14 protein-coding genes and 1 pseudogene are annotated in these 19,434 nt (G+C 59.8%); 5 read left to right on the top strand and 10 right to left on the bottom strand.

Translation table 11 applies throughout. The features are described from left to right. Positions 1-21: 21 nt before the first annotated feature. Both NC595_RS07170 and NC595_RS07165 read right to left on the bottom strand, forming a co-directional pair. The gene (locus tag NC595_RS07170; protein ID WP_253565651.1) at positions 22-945 is read right to left on the bottom strand and encodes a sensor domain-containing protein; all 924 of its coding nucleotides are present in this window, start codon (positions 943-945) and stop codon (positions 22-24) included. Then, positions 945-1,310, bottom strand: a complete 366-nt coding sequence (locus tag NC595_RS07165) for a PadR family transcriptional regulator (protein WP_017461925.1) — start codon at positions 1,308-1,310, stop codon at positions 945-947. The genes NC595_RS07170 and NC595_RS07165 overlap by 1 nt, the downstream gene beginning before the upstream one ends. Positions 1,311-1,864: 554 nt before the next feature. Between NC595_RS07165 and NC595_RS07160 the strand changes: the two genes are divergently transcribed. The 4 genes from NC595_RS07160 (at position 1,865) to NC595_RS07145 (ending at position 8,051) form a co-directional block, all read left to right on the top strand. Further along, entirely contained in the window at positions 1,865-2,878 is a 1,014-nt protein-coding gene (locus NC595_RS07160) for a hypothetical protein (RefSeq protein ID WP_253565650.1), read from the top strand. A 39-nt stretch (positions 2,879-2,917) separates the two neighbouring features. Beyond that, complete coding sequence (locus NC595_RS07155; protein ID WP_253565649.1) at positions 2,918-3,610, top strand: DUF2971 domain-containing protein; 693 nt, start codon at positions 2,918-2,920, stop codon at positions 3,608-3,610. Positions 3,611-4,058: 448 nt separating this feature from the next. Continuing rightward, positions 4,059-5,408, top strand: coding sequence for a hypothetical protein (locus NC595_RS07150; RefSeq protein WP_253565648.1), 1,350 nt, complete (start codon positions 4,059-4,061; stop codon positions 5,406-5,408). Positions 5,409-5,564: 156 nt separating this feature from the next. Beyond that, entirely contained in the window at positions 5,565-8,051 is a 2,487-nt protein-coding gene (locus NC595_RS07145) for a hypothetical protein (protein ID WP_253565647.1), read from the top strand. A gap of 227 nt (positions 8,052-8,278) precedes the next feature. On the opposite strand, the gene NC595_RS07140 is transcribed toward NC595_RS07145, so the two are convergent. The 8 genes and pseudogenes from NC595_RS07140 to NC595_RS07110 form a co-directional block, all read right to left on the bottom strand. Further along, on the bottom strand, positions 8,279-8,956 hold the full coding sequence (locus tag NC595_RS07140) for a hypothetical protein (RefSeq protein ID WP_253565646.1): 678 nt from the start codon (positions 8,954-8,956) through the stop codon (positions 8,279-8,281). A gap of 159 nt (positions 8,957-9,115) precedes the next feature. Beyond that, positions 9,116-9,571: pseudogene (locus NC595_RS20555) on the bottom strand (TniQ family protein); the annotation flags it as partial. 3 nt (positions 9,572-9,574) lie between these two features. After that, a complete protein-coding gene (locus tag NC595_RS07135; RefSeq protein ID WP_253565645.1) occupies positions 9,575-10,552 on the bottom strand; it encodes a hypothetical protein in 978 nt (325 codons plus the stop codon). Then, positions 10,549-12,969: an integrase catalytic domain-containing protein gene (locus NC595_RS07130; protein ID WP_253565644.1), complete on the bottom strand. Its 2,421-nt coding sequence runs from the start codon at positions 12,967-12,969 to the stop codon at positions 10,549-10,551. Before NC595_RS07130 ends, NC595_RS07135 begins: the two co-directional genes overlap by 4 nt. Before the next feature lie 238 nt (positions 12,970-13,207). Next, on the bottom strand, positions 13,208-13,471 hold the full coding sequence (locus NC595_RS07125) for a hypothetical protein (protein ID WP_253565643.1): 264 nt from the start codon (positions 13,469-13,471) through the stop codon (positions 13,208-13,210). Positions 13,472-13,863: 392 nt separating this feature from the next. Beyond that, the gene (locus NC595_RS07120; RefSeq protein WP_253565642.1) at positions 13,864-14,163 is read right to left on the bottom strand and encodes a HigA family addiction module antitoxin; all 300 of its coding nucleotides are present in this window, start codon (positions 14,161-14,163) and stop codon (positions 13,864-13,866) included. Positions 14,164-14,287: 124 nt separating this feature from the next. Further along, on the bottom strand, positions 14,288-16,465 hold the full coding sequence (locus tag NC595_RS07115) for a CHAT domain-containing protein (RefSeq protein WP_253565641.1): 2,178 nt from the start codon (positions 16,463-16,465) through the stop codon (positions 14,288-14,290). A gap of 644 nt (positions 16,466-17,109) precedes the next feature. After that, complete coding sequence (locus NC595_RS07110; protein ID WP_253565640.1) at positions 17,110-17,469, bottom strand: helix-turn-helix domain-containing protein; 360 nt, start codon at positions 17,467-17,469, stop codon at positions 17,110-17,112. Between the two features lie 252 nt (positions 17,470-17,721). Here NC595_RS07110 and NC595_RS07105 point away from each other — a divergent pair, with 252 nt between their 5' ends. Then, a complete protein-coding gene (locus tag NC595_RS07105; RefSeq protein WP_253565639.1) occupies positions 17,722-19,377 on the top strand; it encodes a methyl-accepting chemotaxis protein in 1,656 nt (551 codons plus the stop codon). Positions 19,378-19,434: the final 57 nt, after the last annotated feature.

The raw sequence follows: 19,434 nt of genomic DNA, 5'->3' as shown, positions 1-19,434 counted from the left end.
TCTCCCGCAACTCCTGGGCGTTCAGCGCGCCGAACCGGCCACCAGCAGGTGCTTGGCGAGCTGGCCCTGCAGCTGGCCCAGTGCCCGTACCAGGTGCAGGGTGGCGAAGAACAGCAGCATGCCACCGATGCCCACGGCGATCAGTTCGCCCCAGCCCGGCACGTGCGGGCCCATACCCCAGTCGAAGGTGAGGGTGCCATCGACGAACACGCGGTTGATGCCGTCGATGTCCACCAGCCGCGCGAACGGCAGCGCCATGGACGCCAGCGCCATCGTCATCAGCGTCACGGTGAGCGTGAAATAGGCGATGCCCAGCGGCAGCATCAACACCATGTAGAACATCGTGGTCCAGGTGCGCCAGTCGGTGAACATCGCGCCGATGCGCTTGAGCAGCGACCCGTTCTGCGCCGGGTACGGCGGCCGCCGCGGCATGCGCACGCCGAGCATCGCCTCCACGATACGCCCCTCCATCAGCGACATCGCCCGCACCACGCCGAAGAACAGCACGATGAACGGGATGCCGACGATCAGCACCGACAGGCCCGCCGACATCGACAGCCCGACCACCACCAGCACGAAGTAGGCGATGCCGGTGCCCAGGGCCAGCAGCATGTAGAACAGTGCACCCCAGGCACGCACGTCGCCGGCCACGCCGAAGAAACGGCCCGCCAGCGATCGACGCTTTTGCATCGGCGGCGGCCGCAGCGCGCGCTGGATCTTGATCTCCTGGTCGCGGTACAGCTCGGCCACTTCGTCCGGCGCGCCGTAGCTGCCGACGACGTGGGCGAGCATCTCCGCCTCGCTGCGTCCCGGCTGCTCGGCCAGCTCGGCCCGCAGGTGTTCCTCGGCGTCGTACAGCGCGTCCTGGATCAGCGCGGGATCGGCCCCGCGCAGGGCGTCGCGCAGCTGCGCGAGGTATTCGGCGATCGTGCGTGGCGCATTCATCACAGCTCTCCCTCCAGAACCCGGTCCATCGAGTCGCGCGTGGCGTGCCAGGCGTCGGTCCAGACGCGGAGCACCTCGCGACCCGTCTTGGTGATGCGGTAGTAGCGGCGCGGCGGCCCGCTGACGGAAGGCTCGACTTCGCTGCTGAGCAGCTCGGCGGCTTCCAGGTTGCGCAGCACCGGATACAGCGCGCTCTGCTTGCCCGCGAGCACGCCCTCGCCCGCCGCCTCCAGCCGCTTGGCGATCTGGTAGCCGTACATCGGCTGCCGCGCACGCCCCAGCACCGAGAGCAGCGCCAGCGACACCGTGCCGGCCGACAACTCCTTCTGGAACTTCTTCAGCGCGCTGGCGACGTCCTCATCCACGGCTTGACCGCCCTGCTACCTGTGTCGGGATCAAGCATAGTGTGAACTTATGACTAGTCTATGGGTATGAAGTCATGGCGAGCGGTGCGGCTGCTTGTGGGCATGACACCAATGTGTGTGCATGTTGTACAAACAATGGTGTCAGGGGCGATGTACAAACATTGGTGTCAAACGGCCGCGGTGACTCCCAAAAAGCCCAACCGCAGGGGGTATAGATGGACAGCTAACACGACGGGCTTTCGTGATAACTGGCGGCCGCAGCCGCCCCGTTAGATGTCGCCGCGTAGCCGAATCCGGCTGATCATGGCCCTTGCTGCCTCGACGAGGTCTGGGCAAGCTCGACAGGCAGAAGTCGACCCATTGCTGCCAGTCGCGGAGAGCTGGATCCGCCGCATGCCAGAGCAGACGAGGCTCACTCTCGGGAGGTGTCCGGGCCGCCGGTGCCCCATTCCCGCAAGCTCAGTGAATAGGTACCCTGAGCAGGGCGTCATCGCCAAACCGTGTAGTTAACCTCTAAGCAGGTCTGTCCCGTTATCGCGCGAGGTCACGACAGCATGTCTCAGTTGCTCGCTGACACGATTGAAGCCCAGCAATGGGCGCAAGAGTCCATTGCGCGGCACCGAGAGGGGATCTATGGCGAGGTTGTCTCCGGTGTAATCTGGTCGGACGCTCGAGGAGCCGACGGACAGCTTCTGGTAGAAGCTGATCCAGATGCGCTACTCAAGGTGCTTGAGCAGCGCTCGATGCCCCTCCTGCGCGACCACGATCCCGGTCGGCCGATCGGCCATGTTCTAGATGCAGCGCGTTTCCAGTCGCCCCAGGGCCAGCATTTTGTGGTCGCCGTGCTGGGCTATTACACCCGCGCCACGGTGCAGACATTTGACGAGTTGGGCCTGAGCGAAGTGGTCGCGCCGCCCGTTCACGAGTTGCCTGAGCCATCGGCCCATCTGCTGATTGAGATCGCCACTGATCCGCGCGACGTTCCCGAGGCTTGGATTGATGAGTTAGCCGCGCAAGCGCCGCTACCCGTGGTGCGCACGTCGCTGTCGCACAATGCCGCTGACACAGCGCACGACCTGATTAAAGTTGGGCTCATCTTTGCGGCACTGGTGTGGAATCCCTTCGTGAAAGCATTTGCGACAGAGGCTGGCAAAGCCGCCTATGCGGGCGTGCATGCCTGGCTAAAGGACGTTGTTGGTCGCCTGCGTGATCGGAGGTCGCCAGTGTTAAGTATTGAGAGTCATCACGACGGCTGTCATGTCGCGTTCCTCATCCGAGGTGTCGACGTAACCTCAAACTATGCGGCGCACGAGGGCCTTGCCTTGGCTGCCACGCAGGCTGCCAAGGTCATTGCCACCCTTAAAGATCGATCGATGCCGGCTGCGCGGCTTGTCTACGAGTTCGACCGCGACGCGCATCGCTGGTATCCGTCCTTCGCAGTGCTGGATAACCACCGCATCATCGCAAGCACACCGACCCTCATCGCGGCTGCCGCCGAACTGCCCGATGGGTTGAGCTTGGGCATGCGCCGCAGTGATATGGGCAACGAGCCACGGGGTCGTCTATGACGACCTTGAACCTGCAACCGCCCATCAAGTGAAACGCGCATGCGTCTGCACTACTACATGACGACTGCGATGTGGGCCGAGGTAATCTTGAAGGAGCGCCGGCTTAAGCTCTCACGATTCTATGAGGCAAACGATCCGTTCGAGCTCAACCTGATTGACAGTCGAGACCCGAACCGACGCAAGATCGTCAAGATGATCGAGAGTTACCACAACGAGCGCACGGGCATGATTTGCTTTGGCGCGACCTGGGACAATCCCATGATGTGGGCGCACTATGCGGACAAGCATGCAGGCGTATGTTTAGGGTTCGAGGTCGACGACAAACTACTAAGTACGGTGCATTACACCGACGAGAAGATCGACGTTGAGTTCGGTTCGCACCTGGCGAACCACGGCCTATCAGCCGAGCTGCTCAGCAAGGTTTTGACCACAAAGAGCACTGCGTGGGCACCAGAACAAGAGCGACGGGCGCTTGCGGCACTGGAAACACCTGACCCGAAGAACGGCCTCTACTACACCGATTTCGGTCCGCAACTACAATTGCGCGCGGTGATCATAGGCTATCGCTGCGGATGGACTGTGGCCAAGGCGGTAGACCTCCTTGGCCAAGTAACGGCGCCGGTCCGTATATCGAAAGCCCGACCTGCATTCGGGCGGTTCGCAATGGTTGAACAGCGCCAGGTCAGACCTGTCACGGTGCGCCCGCCAAAGGTCTCGAAGAAACGATCGTGATTGGGAGACCCGCGATTTCGCTTGATCGCAACTGTCCGCTTGTGGCCGGTTCCGGCCGGTGGCCTTGAACGGGTGAGGTCAACAGAACGCAAAGCCTGTTGGTCAGCACCAGTACCTTGGTCAGCTATTGCCGGAACGTCGCAGCTTCCCTATGTTCCAAGGTTCATGGGTTTGAGATGTACGAAGAATTTCCATGACCAATTTCGGTTGGGGGTTGGGCAGCTTTCGCCTAGGTTTATAAGTTGGGCGTGATGCGACCCTTTGCGGACTCCAGGCGGCATTAAGTAACGGTTCGGGCGTGGCTTGCGGCTTTCTCACCGGACCGGGGGTCTCGGTAGTAGATTCCAGTCAGAGATGCACGTTTTCGGTGGCGCAAGCACTCGGGTATTTTAGGCCGGCAACGCGCCGACCAGTTCCTCAGCGCACCTATTCGACGAGCCTCACCGCCATGCGATTACTCGTGTTCTCCCGCCGGAGCCTGCAGCAGCGGCTCGATGCACTAGTGGATCACTTGGCGCCCAAGACACTGAGTGATTTGGCGGCCCGGCTGGACCGCCGCGGCACGGGGCGCCTGCCAGCGATGTGGGAAACTGCGTGGCTGAGCGCGTTGGGCCAAGTCGGCCCCTTCGAGCACGAACGTCCCCTCCCCGATGGATCCAAGCCGGACTTTCTCATCCACGTGCCCGACGGCGCTGGCGCGCTGGAGGTCGTTGGCGACATCACCACGGTGTCCGATCGCGGTGTGCATGCGAACAATCCGGTCGACATGTTCTGGAAGGAGTTCCAGCGCCACGTGCAAGCGGCGGGCCTTAATCCCAATCACTTCAACTGTCAGATTGGGCATCGGACCGAAGGTAGTTGGCCAGACATTCGCCACGTCTTGCAACTGCCGCCACGCAGCCGGCTGGTGGCATTCGTCAAACAGCAAGTCGCGCCGGTGCTCCGCCAATGGGCGGCATCGCAGCCTGACCACGCCCAGCATACGATTGCGACCTCCGAAGCGAGCATTAGTCTCAAGTACGACACGTCCCAGCAGTACGCGGGCGGCGGTCACATCTCGTACAACTCCTACACCTCTCCCACGCGCAATCCGATCTTTAATCAGCTCAAATCGAAGGAGGATCAGCTTCGCTCCGCGCCCGCGAACGCAATGCGAGTCGTGATCTTGTGCGATGGAGGCTGCCACGCACTGAAGAGGAGGGTGTTTTCAACCACGCTGTCGTCCGATGAGATCGTCGAGCGGTTCTTGCGTAAATCGACGGTGATCGACGTGGTGTTGTTGATCAGCGTCGACAGCAAGAGCCTCAATTGGTATGACCGCAAGCTGGAACTACAACCGCGAATCGTCAGCGCTCCGGCCGCGGCAGGTTCGCGACGCTCCGTCCAAGCGAGTGCCGTCGTGCGCGACTACCTGGAACGCGCGATCGCGCACCTTCCTAGTCCCGTGCTGGACTGCCACAACGCTTCTTTACGTACCGACCTGCCCAGCCCGGGCACAGGGACCTTGGGGCTTCGAATGAGTGACCACAAAATTGAACTGTCCGCCCGCGTCGTGCTGGACTTACTGGCTGGAAAGGTTTCGACGCAAGAGCTTCAACGCATTTATGGCTGGGGACCAGGCTCGGAGCGTAACGAGCCCAATCCTTTCGCCCGCAAGCTGGCGCGCGGGCAGCTGATCACGGGTGCGAAAGTTTTGCCGGGCGCCGATGCCGACGACGACTGGCTCGAATTTTCCTTCGGCGAGCCCGACCCAGCGGCGGCGCCGTTTCGAACTCGGGTAGCTGACGACGTGCCGTAACGGCAAGGCCAGCGGCATTGGCATCCATTCGCACTGCGGCTTCAAGTTTGGAGAGGCACCGTCTGTCCACCCCATCGAGGCAGAAGTCTGTGCACTGCTACGATGTGGAAGCGCCGCTGTGAGGCTTTGGGAGCCGCGATTTCAGGAGGTCAGCGCATGCAGTGGGAACGTCCAAATGCACTGGGCCGGTCGGTGGAAGTGGACGCAACGAACCGACCCATCAAGATTGCTTACTTGGTGCCGCACGAGAATCTGGAGCAGGCCCATCAAATCCTCGACGCCGTCTTCTACGAGTCGTATACGCGGTGGGGGGGCGGTTTCACGCTCGCGGTGCCGACCGCCGCCGAATCCTTCCTGGACGCCGGATTCCAGGACTGGTTGCAGCGTTATGACCCTGACTTTATCTACAGCTTCGTGGACCTGCATCCGGACTTTGCCGTCGCGATCGACCGTTTGTGCAGTCCGATTGCATTTCTCAGGCACAACGTACGCGGCGATGCCGATAGCTGGCGCGCATTTTTGCCGGCGTGGGATCGCTGGTTTAAACCGGTCGCGTCAGTAACGGCCGTACAAAGCCCCGCCAGCTATCCTCAGCACCCCCATGAGCAACGACCTCGCGAGCCGACCGTCCTGACACAGTATGGTCTCCGAGATCCCATCCGATTCATCGCGGACAATTTCGGGGTCGCTTTCGATATTCATGCCTCGCCCAACCCAATACAAGGGCTCTTCCAAACGCTGTGCCTTGTGCCTGAGGATCTGCCCGCAAGTCATCGAGTCGGAAGCGAACGGTGTACGAGCGTGCTGGAGGCGTTTCGCGCCGTGGCGGGGCGCAAGGCGACGCCCATCGCTCGCTTTGCTATGGCCAACAGTGCGGGGATGCCTCGGGTGGAAAGCGCGGCTTGGACGAACGCCTTTCGCCTAATTGTGGGCAGCGACGTGCTCGATCGAATCAACGCATGGAATTGCCGCCACCTGGCCAACGCCTGGAATACTGGCATCGGGTCGCTGATTGTCAGCCACGACATGTTCAATGACGACGTCTTCGTCGCCGAACTGGGAACGTTTTTCAACCAGAACAACTTCCTGGGAAGCGGTGGGGGCGGTCACTATTACGTGGCGCTACACAGTTCCAGCATCCCGGTCGGTGAATTGAGCCAACTTCGGGACCGGCTGGCGGCCAGGACCTACAACTCGGTGAGTGTTGCCGCGTTACCCGACGCCCCGGCGCTGCCCACGGCGAAGGAGCTTTCCAATCGCTTTCACACTGGCTCGACGGACTCCGTGACGCTCCGCCTAACCGAGGATTACCAGGAGCTCGTCGCCGCCGAACCCGCGCACTTCATTTACCTGCCACCCCAGTTGCGCGGTCTGGCCCGCGGTCAATGGGTCGTCGAGTGCGACATTCAGCGTCACAACAACCTATCGCCGTACTCCAACATCACCGACACCTGGCACTTGCCTCATCGCCTGAGGGGCGTGCGTGCGTTCACCAATTGCCTAGCAAAGGGAACCCGGAACGGGCTTCTGGCTCTCCTCCCCGCACCCAAAGGCTTTCACCATCGCGGACAGTCGATCAAGGAGCCGCATCTTTTCGACCTCCAACTGCCATCGGATGAGGCGTACTTCCGGCACTTGGTGTTAGATTTCTTTCAATACTCGGACGACGATTTGCGACGCGACCTGCTCCCGGCGGGCTACCGCGATCTTCGCGTATCTGACAAGGGACAAAACCTTCGCGGTGTGATTTCGCTTGCCGGAGAGCTGTCAACGGCGTTCCAGATTCTCACTAAAAAGTACTGGCGCACCGTCTTGTCCGCGGCAAAGGAAGACAGTGCGAAGCCGCTGATTTTCAGCATGGAGAAACTATCGAGTCTGGTACCCAATTCACGCGAATTCATCCAGGCTCTAACGACTAAGGAGCACTTCCCGAGCAGAGAACACACACGCAAATATCTCAAAAATGGACTAATGGATGCGCTCGAGCAGTTAGTGCGCTACGGCGTGTTCTATCAAATCGCTCAGTGGCGCTGCGCCTACTGCGGTCATTCCAATACGCGCAGTTTCGATCACGTGAAGCTGCGCAATTCCTGCGACATCTGCCAAGCCGAGCACTTGGCAGAGATCGACTTGAAGTGGGAATATGAGTTGAACGCGTTTGTTTTCCGTTCGCTGGAAAAGCACCGCGGCCTGCCCGTGCTTTGGACGTTGGGCTACTTGCAGGAACGCGGGCACTCCCAAGCCTTTTGGTACTTGCCCGAAGTCGAATTGTTCGCCAATGACGAACCGTCCGGGGAACGCAACGAGATCGATATCTTGTGCGTGCTCGGCGGCACGTTCTACGCCGTCGAGGTCAAATCGAGCGCGAGCTTGTTCTTGAACAAAGCCGACGCCGCGGACACCTTCGTGAAAATTATTCGCAAACTGAGGCCGGATGTAGCGATGTTGTCCTTCGAAAAATACTGCCCGGACGCGCATGCAGTGGAGGAAACCAAGAGTCGGCTCAACGCGGTGGCAGCGACCATCCGTGAACAGTTGGTTGGCGAGACTAGCCTGGAGATAGTCGTAGCGGAGGACTTGGCCGAGTTTCGCGAATTTGGTGCCGATCTGGGCGTTCATGGTGCGCGACTTCGACGCACCTAGCCTTGTAGGAAAAGTCGGCTCGCTCTTGGCCGAATGCCGCCATCCGCCGCAATACTGGCCGGTGGCAAGAACCCTATGCCTGATCGCCCGATTGCTACCTGACGCGCCATGTCTAGCCTGGCTCGCTACTTCGTCCCGATCCAAGAGCACTTCCTGTTCTTAACAAACCACTCGACTGTCGCCTCGACTGGCATTTCCAGCCTGTATCGCTCAACTTGATCATCAGCCTAAACCTCCCGCACCACAGCAGCACTGCGGACAACATGCTTTGCGATAGCCAGGGCCACCCCGGCACGGTCGGCCACCTTTCTCACGATGTGATCTAGGTCGCCTGTCTCATGTAGCTTCTTCGCCGACATGGCGTTCATGGCATTTAGATACGCGGAACGAAGCTTCCTTTGCGTCGGCTTGTCGCCCTGCACTGAGTAAGCGTCTTCGTAGAAATCGTAGGCCTCTTCAGCCACATCCCGGGTCGCGAGCAGCTGAACATGCAGACGTCTTAGCAGCAGCGATATCGGCGGAAGATAGGCTGGCCTCACCCGCAAAAAGTCCTTCAAGCAGCGGCTTGCCACGTAGATATTTTGTGCCTGCCATGGTGCGGGAAGAGGCATGTAGCTCAGCCCTCCCCACGTATCAAAGAGCATAGGTCCCGAAGTTTCGCGGGGCGCCGCCAGAAACTCTCCAACAGAGATCCCCTGAATCGCGCATAGGTTGATAAGGGAGCGCATGGACACGCGTGCCCTTCGGCGCCGTGCGCCGGCTGCACATTGCTTGACCTGATCACCCAGGGCGCCACCACGGCGCCCACCTATTGTTCGATCTAGCCCTTGGACGAACTCAAGGAAAACTTCATACGGCACTGGTTGGGCCCTTGGCGTGGCGCAGAATTCGATCAAGTCGAGCACCTGATTCTCCACCCACTGAAGGAATGGATGAGGTTTCGTCCATGCGACCGATGCACTGAGGTCAGCTTTGCATGTGTGGCACAAGCGACGATGCCGTTCGCTCAGACAGGAGCGTTGAGCTCGACCACACGAGGGGCATGCACTGCTGAGCAAGCAACCGTGCTTCGGACAAGTTCTGAGTAGATCAACGGTCCAGGCGAGCGGCTCGTAGGACTTCCCACTCCACTCGCTGTAGCAGATGGAACACCACCTTCGGGGAACCTTCTTCCGCGTGCTTTGATTGATCGCGGACAAAATCGACGACAGCGCCCAGAATGTTCCCTGACGGAGATCCCGTGCGCCCGTTAGACGCTCCAGCTGATCCACGGCGCCTTCCATAAGAAGCGAATCCTTTGTTGTCAGAAAAGCCCCCAGGCGCCGAAGCCTCACAGGCAAATCGAGACCAAGACTATTAGCCAGATGCCCTGCCCCAATACCCGTCGTGGCAAGCACCCTACTTACGTAGCTTGGCAAAGACTCGACCAGCGATGTACCGACGCCACGGAGCTCAAGGGGTGGTAACACAGTCCATTTCTCGCGGACGGAGTCGATCGCCGAAGCAGCCCCCTGCACCATTGATCAATGCCCTATCAGCGAAGAGACCGCTGCGGAGGCCCGCAACGCATCGAAGGCCTCCGCGTCTCGATGAAGCGTGTCGAGCTCTTTGGTCGAATAGATTGCCTCCTCCAAGTGACGCTTGTTAATGGCCTCCAAGCCCTCTCCCGCTCGCAGGTCGTCAGCTCGCAGTAAGTACCCCTTTAGCTCTCCACAGACGCCAGCCGATGCGGCATAAGCGAGAGCCAGATTCTTCTGTAGCAGGTCAGCACGAGAAAATCGGTAACCGCTCGCCAAGCTGACGGCCAAGCGGCCAAACGAGATGCGATCTTCCTTTTCTTGCAAGCGATATCGATCCACGAAAACAAATCGGGAACGCCGCCGAATCTCGGCGTTTCCCTCCCATAGCGCCGCCATGCGGGGCACACCGAAGAGCACCAGCGTTGCAGCAATCTCCTCGGCGAGGCACATGTAGTTCACCATGTGATCGCCTGGATGCTTCCGAGATTGCGTGTACGTGATCGATGCGGCCTCCTCGACGAATATGCCCCGGAGATGGCGCGCAACAGCCATCCGCTCGAACGAGGCGCGTAGCTGATGCTCGGTGTAGTGGCTGCGCAGATTTCTCCAGAAGGGATCCGTGAGACGCTCCTCGGCGTGGATATGTCCGCGATCAGCGTCTTCCACCATGTCGCGCTCATTGAGCCAAGCCAGACTCGGCTCCAGGATCTCTAGGTAAAGCCGCGAAGCGAACTCTTTACTGCTGAAGTTTGATCGGTCCGACGGTGTGGCACGAACTGCGATCGCAGGAATTTCCCCCTTGCGCCATGTCCTCGGATCACCGGCAAACTCTGGCATCGCTGCATAACGGATCTCGGACTTCCCGGCGCCAGATAGGCCAATGACGAAGATTAGTTGGCCAGGAACATCCGTCTTCAGTGCCCTAAGCAATCCCGCAAGCGCCCCCTCGAAAGCTGGGTGAAGAATCATTCTGCGCCTCATGGCGCCCCCTCCCCTTCAAGCTCAAAGGGCAGGAGCGGAACACCTGGCTCGGTCCAGCTGATGGACTTACTTTCTGCCGCTCGCTCGGCTTGCTTCGCTTCTTCGTCGGACGTGCTATCGAGCTGCGGCTCAAGATGCTTTGTTGCCTGCGCTGCCCGATTGGCCGCTTCGTTACGCAGGGTCCGATCAAGCCGAATAGCGTCGCGCTGCTTCGCTGCTGCACTTCGGAAGGCACCATCTGCTGCGGCCTCGAAGAGCTTATCCAGCGTCGAGAGTGGCCCTCGCCTCAAACCATCCGCGGTTTGTGCGAGCACCCATCCGGACCGGAACTTCACGTACATCCGATGCTGGTCGACGCAGTCGATGCGGAATTCCATGGGTGACTCGGTACGGCAGCTGCGCAGCAACTCGCTACTGACGTATTTCCGCTGCAGGTAGCGGATTCCCCTGACCGGGTCCACCTTCACCGATCGTGTGAGCGGGACGGATGTCGCGATCAGAAATTCATCCATGTTGCTGACCCGGATGACACCCGGTGTGCCTATCGACTCCGCTCGGCGCGCCCATTCGTCGGAAGGACTCGTTCGCGACTTGCCCAGCGGCGTCCTTGGCAAATCCTCGAAAAGATAGTGCTCTAACTCCGCCACGATCGTCCGGTAGTCATGACACGCGGTTGCGTAGCTCTTGTGCTTGGCCGTGACAGAGCGGCCCGCCTTGTCCGGGTCCGTACTTCCCAGGAAGCGATGAGAAACCTCCGCATTGATACGACCAAGCGCGTTCTCCGCGAGCGAGTTCTTCCTTGGAGCTCCGGGCGGCGGTTGAATCCGCGTCGCGCCGGCGTAGTCGCAAAACTGCTCGAACCACGCCCCCGTGTACTCCGCGCCTGCATCGGCCACCCAATAGCGCGGCAAGAACCCCTGCCGATGCAGAACATCTCGAACTAGAACCGCCAGAGCTAGCCGGCGGGCAGCACCGAACAGCGCCGAATAGCCCAAGACCTGGCCTGTGGCAGAGTCGACCGCTACGTAGAGGGTTGGGCACTCAAACTCCAACCCACGTCTCGCGTCCGGGCTGCACCGAACGTCTAGCTTGGTTGAATCCACATGCACCATAAGCCCAGGAATTGGGCAGCGGAGCGTGCGGTCCATCGGGTCAATTGCCTCTTCGATGGCGTGAAAAGCACGATGCCCGCCTGTTGTATGTGCGCGCTTTGTCTGGCTCCGCCGCTTCAGTCGACAATGAAACGTCGATCGACTCGGTGGTCGCACTCCCTGAGTTCGACAGGCATGCACCAAGTGGTCATACGCCTGCAATTTCGTTCGAATGAGCACATCGCGCTGATATCGGGTGATAGCAGCATCGAGCGCGGCCTCTTGGTCCGCAGTTAGCTGACCCATGCGGCGCCCGGAATCAACGTAACGCGTCAAGCAAGACTCCAAGGGACTCTCGCCGGCCTGCCTAGCTGCAAGCACCTTTCGGACATGCCCGGTATACCGGCGTGTCACTGGCTCCAATCCAGCCAAGATCCTGTCGACCCGGGCCAGACGTTCGTGAGCCTTGGCGTAGTCCACCGGTGTCGCTTGCATCAATCTAGAAGCGAGAACCGGTTGCACGCCGCTCTGACGCAAGCTTTCAAGTAAGCGCGCCTCGCACTCCTCCGCTTGCTCGCGCTCCGCAAACAAGGTGAAGTGCTCGGGCTGATCCAGCGATACCGATTTGAGAAGGCCATGAATCCGGCCGGCACCCAGCGCGCAGAGCACATGCGCAGATGTCAGTCGCGGGAACTGAGCCAGTCCGTCCTCAAGGGTGATCGGCCGTCCTTGGAGGGCCTTGGTCAGTTGTGCAACACAGGGTGCGGCCACCAGCTCGCTGGCGGCCGCCATCGCTGCACAGAGCGCCGTCAGGTTCGCCCCGTAGATGCCATGGGGCTCAGGAGGAGTCCAGATGGCGTAGATGAGGCCTCGATCCTCGGCCCACGCCTCCATGGCCGGCCGGTGCCATGCACCGTTTCGACATTGCCATTCTTCCGGCCGTCGTGAAGCGAGCGCCTCCAGGCTAGATCGCGGCTTGCATTCCACGAGCTCGACGCGCTCATCCCGCAACACCAAAAAGTCCACGTGTGCGGTGCTGGTCTTTCCGTACCGAACGACATTCTTCGGGATCACCTGGGTGTAGTACTCGTGGCAACCACCAAACGCCTCCAGCTCCATCGCATAGATGAACTCACAGGAGACGCTCTCCAGCCGACGACGCCCCAGATTGCGGGGCGATTTCATATCGACGATGACGTTCTTCAGCCCTCGTTGGCTGACCGGCCGCGAAGGACTGGAAAGCCGCATTTCTTCCAGCTCTCGAATGACCACAGGACTGAGGCCCCGGGCGGCGTAGTAGAAAGATCGCTGAGCTTCGGTAAGCATGAATATGCCTCCTCTTCAGGCACACGCTCCCGTGACGCCGCAGGCAGCGGCACCAGCAGACGCGCATACGGAAAGTCTCTTTGCCCCGTTTGGGCAAAAAGCGCTTGACGAACGCGAGGGGAAGGCACTACAAGGAAGGGGAAGCGAGTCTTCGCAAAAGCTTCGCCTTCAAGATCAAGCCCTGCGTCTAGCCACGCGGGGCTTGTTCATTTTGCAGCGCCACAAAGCCATCAGCCGCTCATGGCGCGCCTCCTTGGTCCTTTGCGGACCCACCAGTCATGACTTCCTGCAGCCAGGCGCGCACGGAAGCAGTGGCCGCGAACCAGCCGCGCCGCCCTGGCATCTGAAACATTTCGATCGGCAATCTTCCGGTCTGCCGCGCCTTGGCCAGCGCACCGGTCGATGGATACCCCAACAGACGAGCCGTTTCCGCCGCGCTGATCACGGGCACTCGCGGCAAATAGGTATCGATGTCGGCTAGCAATACCGGCTTACGCACCATCGAAACCTCCGCATCCGCGCAGGATTGCCCTGCTAGTCGCGCTCTATCGCGCTCTGTCCTGATCTGTTAAGCCACAAATACAGGTTTTGTCTCTACTCGGCCCTGGCCGGATACCGGCCCAAACAGTCCGATACAGCCTAGGCTGCCACCGCCCTAGCCCGCCGGCAAGCGAAATATTCATCTAACTATTTGATTTGTATGCACATGTGTTGCATACACAGGCCAATTTCTCAGCCCCGGCCAGTCAAATTGGGGCGCAGCGTGACGCTCCGCCAAAGCCAGGAAAGAGGCGCGGTCTAAGTTGGCAGCAGCCGATTCCCCGCCGTCCGCACCGCGCAGGATCTCTCCGCAGGCTCGCTCCAAGCGAACCCGCATGATCTTCCCACCCTGCTTCAAGGAATCACTCGGAAGCCCCCCTTCCATAAAGGCAGAACGACGTCACCGGGGGCCAGACGGGTAGTGGCCAGGTCGTACTTGGCCTGCAGATTTACCCAGGTTTGCGCCTCGCCAGCACCAGCCTTTTCGAGCCGAACCGCGAATGCCGCGCTGATGCGAGCGCGTCCGTTGACTATGCGCGACAAAGTACCTCGGGAGGTACCAAGTCGCATGGCCGCGGAAGCTATGCTCAACCCGAGTGGTTTGAGAACATCCTCCCGCAAAATCGTGCCAGGGTGAACGGCGCTTCTGATCATGGGTCACCTCTCAAACCCGAAGACCTAGATCATGGCTCCGGATGATAGGTCTGACTCTAAGCCATCACGCTACTAAAAGCGGGGGGACGTCGGCGTCATACCCCCTGTTGCCAAGGAGTCAGCTTTAGCTATCTCGCCCTGGAACGTAGATCAATATCCGTTCAGGCCGTCCAATGTGGCAATAGAGCATTGTCTCCACGAGAGCGCATTCTTGGTCGATCTCGGCCCTGACACCCCTCTCAGAGATTGAGGTCGCTTTAGAAATTCTAGCGACAAGTCGATCGTACCAGTATGGATGAAAATGATTGATATCTAGAGTGCTCAGGCGAGCAATCCGCTCAAAATCGCCAACTTCAATCTGATGTTTTCCCACAAAATGCATTAGCAAGTCTGTTGAATACGACATCTTCAAGTATGTGCTAATCAGGGTCCGCCAGGTAATAAAGTCGGCGTCAAATTCGTGAAGTGCCGGAAGGAATTCATCGATGCGAAACAATAACCTTGCAACCATCATCGCGGACAAAAGTGCATCAACAGGAAGAAACGTACCGATCACTGCAGTCGCTCCGGATCTTATGAAGCCGTTTCCGACTGACGCATGCGACCCCGCTAACGCGTATGTCGAACATGCGCTCAGTATCACAATAGGAGGAATTCTTGCGATGTGTGCAAGCTCCCATGTGTCCACTTTGTCTGGGCCGATTTGAAGCCATCCGTGCCCTTCATCTCCATCATGACCGCCGTGGCAATCGAACACGACCAAATTCCCAGTGAAGTTATTCAGCGCCGCCACGACTTCCGAGGCACATGCAGCATCGATCAGTTTGACCCTAAGCCGTCGAACTTTGAAGACGTCCATAGCGCGTTCTAGCATTGGCCGGACTTGATCATCGGCCTCAAATGAGCGAATGACCAAGACGTCCTCCAGTTCATTTGCAGACAAAATAAGCGTGCCCGAGTCCACGCACTGGGTAAGCATCAAATTGCCCGGCGTCATGCATATTCTGGAGACTTCATTCCGGACCATTAGGGGGAGCCCGTTTACTGGCAGCCACTCAATGGGGGCATCTGTTACGAGAGTGATAGCCAGATTCTGCCGCCCCATCTCATTTTTAAACCGGTCATCAATCTCATCGCTCAGCGCATCAGACAAGCTTTTGAAGGCTTTTTGCATTTGCGACCGCGCCTTAACCCCCGATCGCTTTGCATGCTCCTCAATTACCTGCAAGTGCGACCGGTGAAAATTGACAATATTAGGCAATCGAATGGCTGGCTGCATTGTGTTGCATGCAAGATTAGCAACTCCGAACGTTGTGAGCTTCAATTCTAATTGGCGACCGGCCAGAATTGGCCCAACGACTGGGTGAGCGTAGGGGTTCCCCAAATCCCCATCCACTTTGAGTGTGATGCCGGAATATCCCTTGTTCCTAAACACTCCATCTCTAAGTAATGACTGCAAGCCCTCTGATTCGATTTGGCGAAAGACCTTATTCCAGAAATTTGATTTGAAGTCGTAAAGGTGCCTCGATATCGATGGGGCAAAGACGATCAAATCTTTGTTGATATCGCCTATAAGTGACCTCGCATGATTGAAGGACTCGAGGATGGCCTCCTCATAAACTCCTGTTTTGGTTGGAAGAATATTTTCTGCCGTGGAGTAGCTCTCTCCAAGGCATACAGAAAGCGTCTCATTTGGCAAGGTGACACCCGCGCGCCTAGCGACGGATTTTCGTTCAGGAAACGAGCCTCTAAGAGACTTACGCGCAATCTCAGACTTCATGGGCCCCTTGGCGCCACTGAGCGCCAAGTCATATATTGCCTGATCAAGTCGCTGGGCCAAATGGCCTGTTAGTTCAGCAATGCCTATTACGCCCTCTGAAGATTCAAGCGAAACGATTAGCGCTTGCTTGCACAATAAGTATTGGCGAACGGTTTGGGCATCATGCGGGAGGCAAAGGATGATTTGGATTGAATCATCGTGCTTAATTTTATCCTGGGCTCGCTCGAAATAGCGCAAACCCACGATTGCGCATCGCTTTGCGAACGGCGGGCGCCTTAAGCTAGGAAGCGCCTCCTGCATCGCGAATAATTCTTGTATAGATGCAGGAAGGACCGCCAGCAGCTCAAGAAGCGAGCAAAACTCTGACGTCACTATTTCGACGCCAAAGCCCTGAAACGGCGTATACATTCCGCCCTTTGATTCTGGGGTAACTATCCAGTACATCAGTGAAGGAAAAATGCTTTCATCTTCAATGTTGTATTCAACCACCTCGATCGATTTGTCGTTGTTCGACGAAGCCATATCTTCATCCTTGAGTTTAATGCTCAGCTAATACTGGGGATGCCACCTCAAAACCCGCAACGAAGATATCCCACCCCATCGAGGTCCGCACCCTCGCCCGAAATGTTTCCTACCAGTTGAAAGCCAACCCCTCCGCTAGCAAGCAGGCGGCAACATGATCGTTCCGGTACACACTTTGGTTGTCAAAGGGCGCGTTTTGGCGGGAATGACCTGGTCGTAACCATTTGTTTTGCATGGGAAAGTACGTATTTTGCTAACTAGCTACAAGCAAAGTGCATACAAAACATCGCCTTACGACACACTCTCTGGTCTCTAGATATGCACACACTTTGCCGTCATGCCCACTTGTGGGCATCAGCTCCTCGTTGAAGCGGCTCATCGCCTCGAGCGCTTCCGGATCCGTGGCGGCGCCATTCCCGGTGGCCCCAGTGGCCTTGCCCATCACCATCACGCGCATGTCCGTCTCCCGTGCGTAGCGGCTCATCCTGCTTCAGGGAAACGACGAACAGTACCCACGAAAATCAACACGGGGCGGGAGTACCTCTTGCCGGCAGGTCGACAACACGCCCATCCGGGCTTTCCCGCTAGGAAGCCTGCCCCGTTCCAGCGATTGACTGAGGAACAGCCTGCAAGACTGTCCCCCTTCAGGAAGCGGAGTGGCCCTTGCCAGCTCCGCCCGGAGCGCGCATCCGCTGGCGGCGCTTGCTCTTGCGCATGAGCGACGCCACCGCCGCAGCCATGCTCTCCTCGCTCACCAGCCGGTAATCGCGGTGATCGAGGAAGGCGTCCATCAGAACGCCCGCGTCGACACCCAGCGATTCGCAATAATTGACGAATTCCATGATGTCGATCCGGCGCTCGCCGCGCTCGCACTTCGAAACGTAGGACTGCGTCGTGCGCAGCCGTTGGGCCAGCTCCGCCTGGGTAATGTCCAGTGATTCGCGGACCTGCTGCATGAAAGCCAGCAGCAGGTGGTAGTCGTCCTTATGGATGGTTCGCGTCATTGCGCCGCCACTGTGTTTCAGGGCACCGTAAATTTCGCGTGCAAATAGTCCAAAACGGAATATTTTCCGTTTAAGATCGAGCGCTCGGGGTCGTTAACGATGCACGCCAGCCGATCGCTTCCCGCTGGCCGCCAGACGAACGCCCAGCGCGTCGTCCGGCATCGCGACTTATCGGACATACACGCCCCGAACCGCCCGGCACCACAGGTCCGCCGAGCCCCACTCGGGCACCACGTTTTCTGGAGAACGGACATGCAATTCCCGCAGTGGTCGATCAAAGTCAGGTTGATAGTCACGCTAGGCACGCTCTCGGCCTTGTTGGCCGCGGTCGGCGTCATGGGCATGGTGGACCTGTCCGGCAGCAACGTCGCCCTGCGCGACATGCACGCCAACAAGCTGGTTCCCGCGATGGCGCTGGCCCAGGCGCTGGACCTGCTGGGCAGCGAACGGACCTCGGTACACCGGGCGATCGGCTCGCGCGATCCCGCCCACGCCACGTCCGCCGAGCAGGCGCTGCAGGCCGATGCCGGTGACCTGAAACAGTTCCTCGGCACCTTCCACCAGGCCAGCCTCTCGCCGCAGGAAGCCGCCATCGGCCAGCACCTGGACGCGGACCGCAGCGCGTTCCAGCAAGCGATGAACTCGGCGGTCTCCGATCTGGCCGCCAAGCAGTACGACCAGGCCACCCAGACCATGGACGGGCCGGCCGAAAAGGACTACGGCGCCCTGCGCCACGACATCGGCGCCCTGTTCAACCTGCAGGAAAAGATCGCCTCGGCGTCCTTCGCCACCGACGAGGCGCGCGAGGCGCGGGCATCGGAGACCACCATCGGCGCCATCGCACTCGGCCTGCTGCTCGCCGGTGCGATCGGCTTCCAGCTGGTGCGCTCGATCTCCCGCTCGCTCGCCGAAGCGATGCGCGTGGCGGACAACATCGCAGCCGGCAAGCTCAACAACCGGGTGGAACGGATCTCCGGCGACGAAGTCGGCAAGCTGCTGCTGTCGCTGTCACGGATGGACGCGAAACTCGCCGAAGTGGTGGCGGACGTTCGTGCGGGCTCGGAGTCGGTGAGTACCGCGGCGCGGCAGATCGCGCAGGGCAACGACGACCTCAGCCAGCGCACCCAGGAGCAGGCGTCGAGCCTGGAGGAAACCGCCTCCTCGATGGAGGAGATGACCGCCACCGTGCGGCAGAACGCCGACAACGCCGTGCATGCCAATCACCTGGCCCGCGGCGCACGCGAGCAGGCCGAGCACGGCGGCAACATCGTGCAGCGTACCGTCGAGGCGATGGGGCAGATCTCCGCCTCGAGCCAGAAGATCGCCGACATCGTGGGGCTGATCGACGAAATCGCCTTCCAGACCAACCTGCTCGCACTCAACGCCGCCGTTGAGGCGGCGCGCGCCGGCGACCAGGGCCGCGGCTTCGCGGTGGTCGCCTCCGAGGTGCGCAACCTGGCCCAGCGCAGCGCCGCGGCCGCCCGCGAGATCAAGGGCCTCATCGGCGACAGCTCCGAACGGGTGCGGCTTGGCGCCGAGCTGGTCGACGAATCGGGACGCGCGCTGGCAGCCATCGTCGACAGCGTGAAGAAGGTCACCGACATCGTTTCGGAGATCGCGGCGGCCAGTTCGGAGCAGTCCGCCGGCATCGAGCAGGTGAACCTCGCCGTGACGCAGATGGACGAGGTCACCCAGCAGAACGCGGCGCTCGTGGAGGAAGCAGCCTCGGCCAGCCGGGCGATGGAAGATCAGGCCATGAGCCTGCGCCGCCAGGTCGCCTATTTCAGGCTCGACGACGCGGCACCTGCCACCTCCGGAGAGGCAGCGAAACCGTCTCGCCCGGTCGCGTCGAGGGTGCCGACCGGCCCGGTCGCCGTCGCGGCGGCGGGAGGCTGGAACGAGTTCTGAGCGGTGCCCCGGCAGCCCCGCATCGTGCGATGCGGGGCCACGCTGACTTTGCGACGT

The sequence above is a fragment of the Dyella lutea genome, from assembly GCF_024158035.1.
In the GTDB taxonomy this organism is placed as follows: domain Bacteria; phylum Pseudomonadota; class Gammaproteobacteria; order Xanthomonadales; family Rhodanobacteraceae; genus Dyella_A; species Dyella_A lutea.
Note: the sequence above shows the minus strand (reverse complement) of the source record. Positions and strands in the feature narration are given on the sequence as shown.

Excerpts from the sequence above, each read along its gene's own strand:
- NC595_RS07170 (WP_253565651.1), bottom strand. The coding sequence starts at position 945 with ATGAATGCGCCACGCACGATCGCCGAATACCTCGCGCAGCTGCGCGAC.
- NC595_RS07160 (WP_253565650.1), top strand. The coding sequence starts at position 1,865 with ATGTCTCAGTTGCTCGCTGACACGATTGAAGCCCAGCAATGGGCGCAA.
- NC595_RS07155 (WP_253565649.1), top strand. The coding sequence starts at position 2,918 with ATGCGTCTGCACTACTACATGACGACTGCGATGTGGGCCGAGGTAATC.
- NC595_RS07150 (WP_253565648.1), top strand. The coding sequence starts at position 4,059 with ATGCGATTACTCGTGTTCTCCCGCCGGAGCCTGCAGCAGCGGCTCGAT.
- NC595_RS07145 (WP_253565647.1), top strand. The coding sequence starts at position 5,565 with ATGCAGTGGGAACGTCCAAATGCACTGGGCCGGTCGGTGGAAGTGGAC.
- NC595_RS07135 (WP_253565645.1), bottom strand. The coding sequence starts at position 10,552 with ATGAGGCGCAGAATGATTCTTCACCCAGCTTTCGAGGGGGCGCTTGCG.
- NC595_RS07130 (WP_253565644.1), bottom strand. The coding sequence starts at position 12,969 with ATGCTTACCGAAGCTCAGCGATCTTTCTACTACGCCGCCCGGGGCCTC.
- NC595_RS07125 (WP_253565643.1), bottom strand. The coding sequence starts at position 13,471 with ATGGTGCGTAAGCCGGTATTGCTAGCCGACATCGATACCTATTTGCCG.
- NC595_RS07120 (WP_253565642.1), bottom strand. The coding sequence starts at position 14,163 with ATGATCAGAAGCGCCGTTCACCCTGGCACGATTTTGCGGGAGGATGTT.
- NC595_RS07115 (WP_253565641.1), bottom strand. The coding sequence starts at position 16,465 with ATGGCTTCGTCGAACAACGACAAATCGATCGAGGTGGTTGAATACAAC.
- NC595_RS07110 (WP_253565640.1), bottom strand. The coding sequence starts at position 17,469 with ATGACGCGAACCATCCATAAGGACGACTACCACCTGCTGCTGGCTTTC.
- NC595_RS07105 (WP_253565639.1), top strand. The coding sequence starts at position 17,722 with ATGCAATTCCCGCAGTGGTCGATCAAAGTCAGGTTGATAGTCACGCTA.